Source organism: Rhizobium sp. BK491, assembly GCF_014194925.1.
GTDB lineage: Bacteria > Pseudomonadota > Alphaproteobacteria > Rhizobiales > Rhizobiaceae > Rhizobium.
In genome coordinates, this window is the sequence record NZ_JACIAR010000018.1 from 22,569 (window position 1) to 29,969 (window position 7,401).

Annotated in this window: 8 protein-coding genes; 4 read left to right on the forward strand and 4 right to left on the reverse strand. The window is 56.7% G+C overall.

Going from position 1 to position 7,401, the window contains the following annotated elements:
- Window positions 1-39: 39 nt before the first annotated feature.
- Window positions 40-402 carry a hypothetical protein gene (locus FHX05_RS28970; protein WP_183876245.1) on the forward strand — a complete coding sequence of 121 codons (363 nt, stop codon included), beginning with the start codon at window positions 40-42 and terminating at the stop codon, window positions 400-402.
- Between the two features lie 151 nt (window positions 403-553).
- On the opposite strand, the gene FHX05_RS28975 is transcribed toward FHX05_RS28970, so the two are convergent.
- The 4 genes from FHX05_RS28975 to FHX05_RS28990 all read right to left on the reverse strand — a co-directional run bounded on the left by FHX05_RS28975 (window position 554) and on the right by FHX05_RS28990 (window position 4,787).
- A complete protein-coding gene (locus tag FHX05_RS28975; RefSeq protein ID WP_183876247.1) occupies window positions 554-2,488 on the reverse strand; it encodes a methyl-accepting chemotaxis protein in 1,935 nt (644 codons plus the stop codon).
- A 361-nt stretch (window positions 2,489-2,849) separates the two neighbouring features.
- Window positions 2,850-3,119 (reverse strand): hypothetical protein, encoded by a 270-nt coding sequence (locus tag FHX05_RS28980; protein ID WP_183876249.1) that lies wholly within the window; start codon window positions 3,117-3,119, stop codon window positions 2,850-2,852.
- A 519-nt stretch (window positions 3,120-3,638) separates the two neighbouring features.
- A complete protein-coding gene (locus tag FHX05_RS28985) occupies window positions 3,639-4,343 on the reverse strand; it encodes a glycosyltransferase family 39 protein (RefSeq protein ID WP_348648359.1) in 705 nt (234 codons plus the stop codon).
- A 159-nt stretch (window positions 4,344-4,502) separates the two neighbouring features.
- A complete protein-coding gene (locus FHX05_RS28990; protein ID WP_183876252.1) occupies window positions 4,503-4,787 on the reverse strand; it encodes a hypothetical protein in 285 nt (94 codons plus the stop codon).
- A 251-nt stretch (window positions 4,788-5,038) separates the two neighbouring features.
- Between FHX05_RS28990 and FHX05_RS28995 the strand changes: the two genes are divergently transcribed.
- From FHX05_RS28995 to ligD, 3 genes are read left to right on the forward strand one after another with little or no spacing between them, the layout of a single operon-like run.
- Window positions 5,039-5,491, forward strand: coding sequence for a hypothetical protein (locus FHX05_RS28995; RefSeq protein WP_183876254.1), 453 nt, complete (start codon window positions 5,039-5,041; stop codon window positions 5,489-5,491).
- Window positions 5,481-5,768, forward strand: coding sequence for a hypothetical protein (locus FHX05_RS29000; protein WP_210295034.1), 288 nt, complete (start codon window positions 5,481-5,483; stop codon window positions 5,766-5,768). Before FHX05_RS28995 ends, FHX05_RS29000 begins: the two co-directional genes overlap by 11 nt.
- 43 nt (window positions 5,769-5,811) lie before the next feature.
- Complete coding sequence (gene ligD, locus FHX05_RS29005) at window positions 5,812-6,858, forward strand: non-homologous end-joining DNA ligase (RefSeq protein WP_183876256.1); 1,047 nt, start codon at window positions 5,812-5,814, stop codon at window positions 6,856-6,858.
- The last annotated feature ends 543 nt before the right edge of the window (window positions 6,859-7,401 follow it).

Below are 7,401 nucleotides of genomic sequence, written 5' to 3' on the forward strand. Positions count from 1 at the left end.
CCATGGGGCTGCATACAGGTTAGTAAGTCCGATCGGTCCATGACCATCGCTTTGTTCAGGGAGGCGACAATGACGGTGGAACGGACGATTACGATTGAGGGAAAGAACGAGTTCGGCGACGCCTACCGAAAAGAAGTTCGTGTCGACAAAAGCTGGGAGCGCTTGTTCGACGGAGAAATTGTCTTCTCGATTAATGACGGTAAAAAGATACTCGCCGCGCTGCGGAGCGCGGCCGTGACACACGAGGCGGAGACTCTTTATCTTTATCGTCGAGTCCGCTCGGCCTGCCATGCGTTCCGGCCAGTCACCGATTACACGACGCGCCGGCTCCGGACCGTGTTCGGCACGATAAAGTGCGCAATCCCCGCTGGATGTTGTGTCGAGATTGCTATCCGGGCATGATTGCTACCTTCGCGCCACTGAAGGAAATTTGTCCCGATCGAGCTACACCGGAATTGATGGAACTGACGGCGCGGCTGAAAGCACCATTCAGCCCGGGTTCATTCGCGGAGATCGGTGCTAGCCCCTCGCAATTGGCCTGCGGGTTCCAGAGTTAGAACTCTTCCCAGGACGGCGATGCCGCAGTGGCAGCGCCGGAGCCTCCGAATGCGCCAGCAATCTTGGCTCGCAGCGAGCGTGCCGGCGATGCGGCAGGGCTGGAGCGCTCGGTGGCTGCAGCCGGTCTTGCATGCGAGCGCCCCTTCTGCAGATTGAACTGACCGAGAATTTCGTTCAGCGCCGTCACCTCCTTGGCGAGGCTGTAGCTGGCAGCCGTCGATTCCTCGACCATGGCCGCATTCTGCTGCGTTCCCTGGTCGATGCTGTTGACGGCCGTATTGATCTCCTGCAGGCCGGTCGCCTGTTCGCGGGCGGCTTCGACGATCGCCCGTACATTGCGGTCGATTTCCTCCACCTCCTTGACGATCTGCTGCAGCGATTGCCCCGTTCTCGTGACGAGATCGACACCGCTGCCGACCTGCTGGCCGGATGTGGAAATGAGCGCCTTGATCTCCTTTGCCGCTGTGGCGGAGCGCTGAGCGAGTTCGCGGACTTCCTGCGCAACGACGGCAAAGCCCTTGCCGGCGTCACCGGCACGCGCCGCCTCGACGCCGGCATTGAGCGCCAGCAGGTTCGTCTGGAAGGCGATATCGTCGATGACGCCGATGATGTTGGAAATTTCACCCGAGGATTTCGAGATTGCTTCCATTGCTGAAATCGCTTCTTGCATGACTTCGCCGGATTTTTCGGCGCCGACGCGAGCGCGCCCGACCAGCGAACTTGCCTCTTCTGCACGCCGCGTGGAATCCCTGACGGTCGTGGTGATCTCCTCGAGTGCTGCCGCCGTCTCCTCGATCGAAGCCGCCTGCTGCTCGGTGCGTTTGGAGAGGTCGTCGGCTGCCGAGCGGATCTGATTGGCGCCGGCGGCGATGGCCTGACCACCCTGACCGACCGCAACGAGGGTCTCCTCGACCTTCGTCATCGAGGCGTTGAAATCCATCCTTAGACGATCGAGATGGGCGACGAAGGGCTTCTCCAGGCGATAGGTCAGATTGCCATTCGAGAGCTCTCCCAGGCCCTGTGCCAGACTGTCGACTGCAAACTGCGCGTCTGCCGCATCCTTGGCTTTCTGCGCTTCGCGTTCCAGCCTTTCCTTTTCGGAGAGGCTGCGATTGGCGTCGGCTTCCTGCTCCAGGCGCAGACGCTCAATGGCACTGTCGCGGAAGACTGCGACGGCCGCGGCCATCTGGCCGACTTCGTCTTTGCGCTCGATCCCTGAAACAGGCTCGTCGGTATTGCCATCCGCAAGCGAAACCATGCGCGCCCGCAGACGTTCGATGGGGGCGGCGATGCCGCGTGCTGAAACGAGAATAGCGATTGCAATGGCGGCGGCAAAGAGAAGGCCGAGCGCGATCAAAGCGTCGTCGATGGTGCTGTTTGCTTGTTCTGCCAACATGTCGCTCTTGTTGTTCAGGGACTTGTTGAACGCGTCGAGCCACTGACGAATGGAAACGACCTCGTCATTGATCATCGGATCCGCCTGCTTCAGGAGCGTGGCGGCAGTATTGTTATCATCAATCAGGCCGGCTTTCACGGCTTGGTCTGTAAGAGCGATGATGTCATTTGCCCTTGCGACGAGCTTGTCGATTGTATCTGCTTCTGTCGGAACCAGCTGCCTGGCGTTTGCGAAACGCTGCAGAAGGACTTGCTTGTTCTCCTGATAGTCCCTAGAGAACGCCGCCATCTGCGGGTCCTTAGCGGTATATTGCAGGATCTGGTAGGCGTTGTAACTCATGGCGGTCACGCGCTGGCTGGCTCTCGACATCTCGACCGCCGCCGCCTCGTCCTTGGCGATAAAATTCGAGTAGGTGCCAACCGTGTCTTTGAATTGGCTCGACACAGCCATAACGCCAGCGACGCCGATCAAGCAGATCGGGACAATGATTGACAGTATTTTCGTCTTGATCTTGGCGTTCTGAAGAAACGGCATAGTTGGGGTACTCTCGAAACGAGCTGGCGACCGCCGCGAAGCGCCAGAATTGGCGCATCTCCCAGCGATGACTGCTTTTGTAAGGATGGGCCATCACAGAGCTAGAGCATCCTGCTCCCGCCGATGGCGCTGTGCCACCAAGAGAGTGTCGCCAGGCCGACCAATTTATTAATAATGACCGATATTACGCAAATTTAATGAAATACAGCCACATAGTTGTTCGATTCTCAGTTGCAATTTTTACTAAAGATTGTCTTTTAAAACTCAAGCGCGATCGCCGGAATTCTTACTCATGTTAAGTGGTGCTTGCGAATCAGTGCCCAATTTTTCCTGTTCCGCACCTCCGACAGTACTCCTGCTTCTATTCACGGACTGCGCTGGGACCTGAATCGGCATAACAGACGGTTGCGAAAACCGGGGGAATATGGCTGTTCGAAAGCCGGATCTCGTGGCTTACTCCGTGAGCGGTACAGTAGAACGGCGCGTGATCGTCCTTGACATCTGATATGTAAAGCATGCCCTTGGCCGCTACATCGGCGGCCTTAACCCACGGTGAGAGGCTGAGATCGTGATCGACGGCCACGTCAGGCCTCTGCGGCAGGCCGAGCGATACTAGGCCTGCAAGCCACATCGTTCCTCCGGTGATTTGCAGCGGAGCATCGACTTCCGCGCTCCAGATTAAATTTGCTTTTTCCGCAAGCTCCTGCATCGGCCAAGGACGTTCTCTGCGGCTTATGCGATTTCGACCACACAGCTTCGCCGACGAATACGGCCGCCGCAAGGGAAACAAACATCACGGCGCCCGTCGCCAGGCGCTTGATCATAGTCTGGTTCCAATCGACACCGATTTCGCTAACGACCCAAAGCCCAACTGTGGTGAACATCGGCATCCCCCACATGCTCACAAGCCCTTTTCCGGTCAGGAGTGCGCCAATGACCAGCATGGCGAGAGGCGCGAAGGTGAATAGGCGGAAGAACGACTTCATCGATGAGTGTCTCTCGCCCTCATGCTTCCGGCCGCGCACCAATAAACCGACATGATTCAACAAGAGCAGCACAGGTATGTGATCTAAGATTTGCATGAGGAGAAATATGAGTGGCTCCTCCGCAACTCTGCGGCCGGCTGTTCGCTCGGAAACGTATTTGAAGGTCAGGAAATCAGCTCAAACAACCATATGAGGTGAGGAAGGAAGGTCAGCCCGGCGGTCATGATCATAAAATAGGGTCTCGGTGTCCTGAACTGCTCTCTGATAAGGGTAAAGTAGAGCCCCGCAATTACTACGGAAATTGCGATTACGCAGACGGAATACTTGGCATACATGCCTGCGCCGATGATTGTTCCCAAAATAACCCAAAGAGATGTTCTCGCCGGCGCCTTGAATATATGGGCAAAAATCAAAATGGTCGCCGACCAAAACGGCAGCTGCAGGACATTGTGGTTAAATTGCGTGGTGAAATAGCTGAAGTATAGCGGTCCGGTGAGCAACAACGTGCCGGCCAAGGCGCGCCATTTGTCCATGAACACACAGCCCAGGAGATAGATAAAGAGATAGGTCAACGCAACCGCTATCTGTGACAACAGATAGGGGCCTAACAAATAGCCCGGCGTCAGATAATGCATGATCTCGATTAACCAAGCTGGCCCAGGTGGGTGCTTGTAGGTGCCGATTGGCCAATGGGGTGCCCAAGTCCAACCCTCGACGACGTCGAGAGGGGGCGCGGAACTATATACCGTCGGAATGATCGTTATGAGGGAATGACGATCATTGGGTCTTAGCTGAGGAAGAGATGATCGAGATCGATATTCGTTCCAAAAACAGGAGCCTAAATAGCATTTCCCCCTAAAACTTCTTATTCAGCATAGACAGCAAACTACGGAAAACATGCACGAATTCGGCTAGCGTACGATTTCGCACTAATCTTGCTCTGGCCCCAGGCAGAGCGTGGCGAGTTTTCGCTCGGGCCGATGTTGATGGCACTGATGCGTGGAAATGGTGTTACGGAGAGGAGAGCCTCATGACCTGGGTGAGCGTTCAGTCCCAGCGTCCATGCGCCGGCGCGGAAATGGGATGACTTTGGTGGACGCTCCAAGATCGAGTTCCACCATTCGGATGAGCTCGGCAACAAGTTTCAGCAGGTCCCTATCCGTCAGCCCGGGGAAGACAAGCGCTGTCTCGGCCATCATGGTCTTAATTTGGAGCGCCGGCGGATATTGTTCCGCGATGAAGGATTTCAGGCGGTCGGCAAGATCGTTCATCTTTCCGGCGACACTGCCAGCCACATCATGTGTCTGTCGCATAGCTATTTCCCCGTGGTTGATTCCACGAGATCTGGCTAACAGTCGAAGCATTGATCGAACATGTTTCCATTTCCTCGCATTTTAGCGATCGCAGATAGACGGGGAAATTTTGCACCAACTGGCAGATTGATCGCAGCGGATGCAACAATCGAACGCCTCTGTTGACACGAGGGAAGCCGAAGGAACATGATCAGACATCCCAACCGGCGATGCGGCGCGCCAATCGATCAATCTCAGGGCAGCAGACCGCCTTGGCGGTATCGGATGGGTGCACCATGCAAACCATTGAAGAGCAGATCACCACTCACATCGCCGTGAAATTTGCAGTGTTGCCGAAATTCGAGAAGCAGGCCTATGCCGGTATCGATCGATTTCGACGCAATGTGCCGGTCTCAGGTGTGCAGAAGATTGCGATGCAATTTGCGGAGTCCCTCCGGTCGTTTGTGGTGTTCGATGGAGATCGCCCGCTGCGAGCTGTCGCAATCGCTTCCTTCATTGCCGAGGTGCTGGAGGCGGTTCCGATCGAGATGCGGCGACAGGCTTGCCATGACCAGGAAGCGCGGGGGCGAATGGCGAGCTTGATCGCTGCAGAAATAGTGAAGCGCTATCGACCCGAACCTCTGCTCCAGATTGGCCCGGCATCCCATCCGAATTGGAACGCAATTTTTGACCGCGAATATGGCTCCGCCGGCGATGAAGCATAAGCGTGGTATCGACTTGAGCCGCCAGAGCCGGGACGGGATTGTTTATCTCGGGCCGCTTCTGGATTCCGCGCGAACTGCCTTCGACGATATTCCCGAATGGCATGCGGTGGGCGGCCATTGCCCGAAATGCGAGCGGGAAGGATGGGTGCAGCGCTTTGAACTCGCCCGAAAATGGGGCAACGGCACTCCGCTTGGGTTATTGGCGCCGAAATTGCGCTGTCTGGGATGCGGCAATAAGCAAGGCAACCACTGGATCCTTGGGCAGCTGCCAAGATGAGGAAGGACTCGACTCGTTAAGCTTTCTCTGTTGCACTGTCGCCATGACGAAGTCTCCGCGTAAGTCAACAAGGCCGCTCCTTGCCGAGAGCGAACTCCCGCTGCGCAGCCGCCCGCGCAAACGACGCGATCCAACACAGCCGCAGCTGCTGCTTGATCCAATGCCGGCCCGGATCGAACCGGCGCTCGCGCTCCTGAAACCGAAGCCGCCAAAAGGGCCGGAATGGCTCTACGAGGTGAAATGGGATGGCTATCGCCTGGCCGTTCACGTCGAACCAGATAGGGTGAGGATCCTTACGCGCGGCGGGCACGATTGGGCCGATCGCTTTCCGGCGATCGCCAAGGAGGCGGCCGGCTTTGGCACGACTATGATCCTCGACGGTGAGGCCGTCGTTCTTGACGAACAGGGGAGGGCGGATTTCGGGGCGTTGCAGCGTGCTCTCGGAGGGCGGAGCGGACATCGTCGAGCCAGCGAAGCTATCTTCTATGCGTTCGATCTTTTGTACCTGGATGGCCATGATTTGACGAAATTGGACCTGGCCGAACGTCGCCATTTATTGGAGGGTCTCATCAAGGAGCACTCGGGCGTCATCAGGCTTTCCGAAGAGCTGGACGCCGACCCTGACGAGCTGCTGGCCGCTGCCTGCACCCATGGACTGGAAGGCATCATCGCCAAGCGTCGCGACCGAGCCTATCGCTCTGGTCGGGTCGGCGATTGGGTCAAGATCAAATGTATCCAGAGCGACAGCTTTTTCATCGTCGGCTATGAACCATCCTCCGCGGCCTTGGGCGGGATCGGTCGGTTGCTGCTTGCCGCCTATAGGGGCGACGATCTGGTGTACGTCGGCGCCGTGGGAACGGGTTTCAAGGAACGAGATGCGACGCGACTCCGTAGGGATATGGACAAGCTGAAGACAACGCGGGCACCGATCGAGCTGAAGCAGAAGGGTATCGTCTGGGTGCAACCGACGCTGATTGCTGAGATCGAGTATCGCGCCTGGACCGATGACGGTAAGCTGCGCCAAGCCTCTTATAAGGGATTGCGCGAGCGCCAGGACAATGCAGATGTTTTTCGACTGACGGATTGCTGATCGCAATTGCGGAATTACGCCTCTCGCCGGCGTGCTCTGGACTCGCGTTTCCTCTCGATCTTTTCAATTTCCGGTGCGAGCGTGTATTTGCGCCATCGCTCGTCAAGATGAGTGTCGTCCAGAAATGACCTCGGAATATCTAGAATGTCGGCGTCCGTTATCAGATGGGCGTCTTTGCCCCATGAGTGCCTTCTAGCGTAATGAAGCAGATCTCGTAGGCAATCTATGGCTTCTCTTTGATCACCTGCATCGAGAGCTTCCTCGATGTAGGCTCTGACAACCCACCAAGCTGCATTCAGTTGGCGAAAGGCGATTTCATCTCGTCGCTGGGTCGCCGGGCTCATAATGTTGCCGATCCGGCTTTTGAGGCATAACACGGGATGCATCACAGCCACTTCGATCGTGGTGCCATCCTCGTTCCTCAAAAGTATCGTGGAGATGCCGCTTTCTAGGACGCGGACTCATTAGCTGAAGCGATCCATATCCTCGTTGCGGCGAGTTTGAGGCCGGCAAGGTAGTTGTCCGCACGTCTGTCGTATCGTG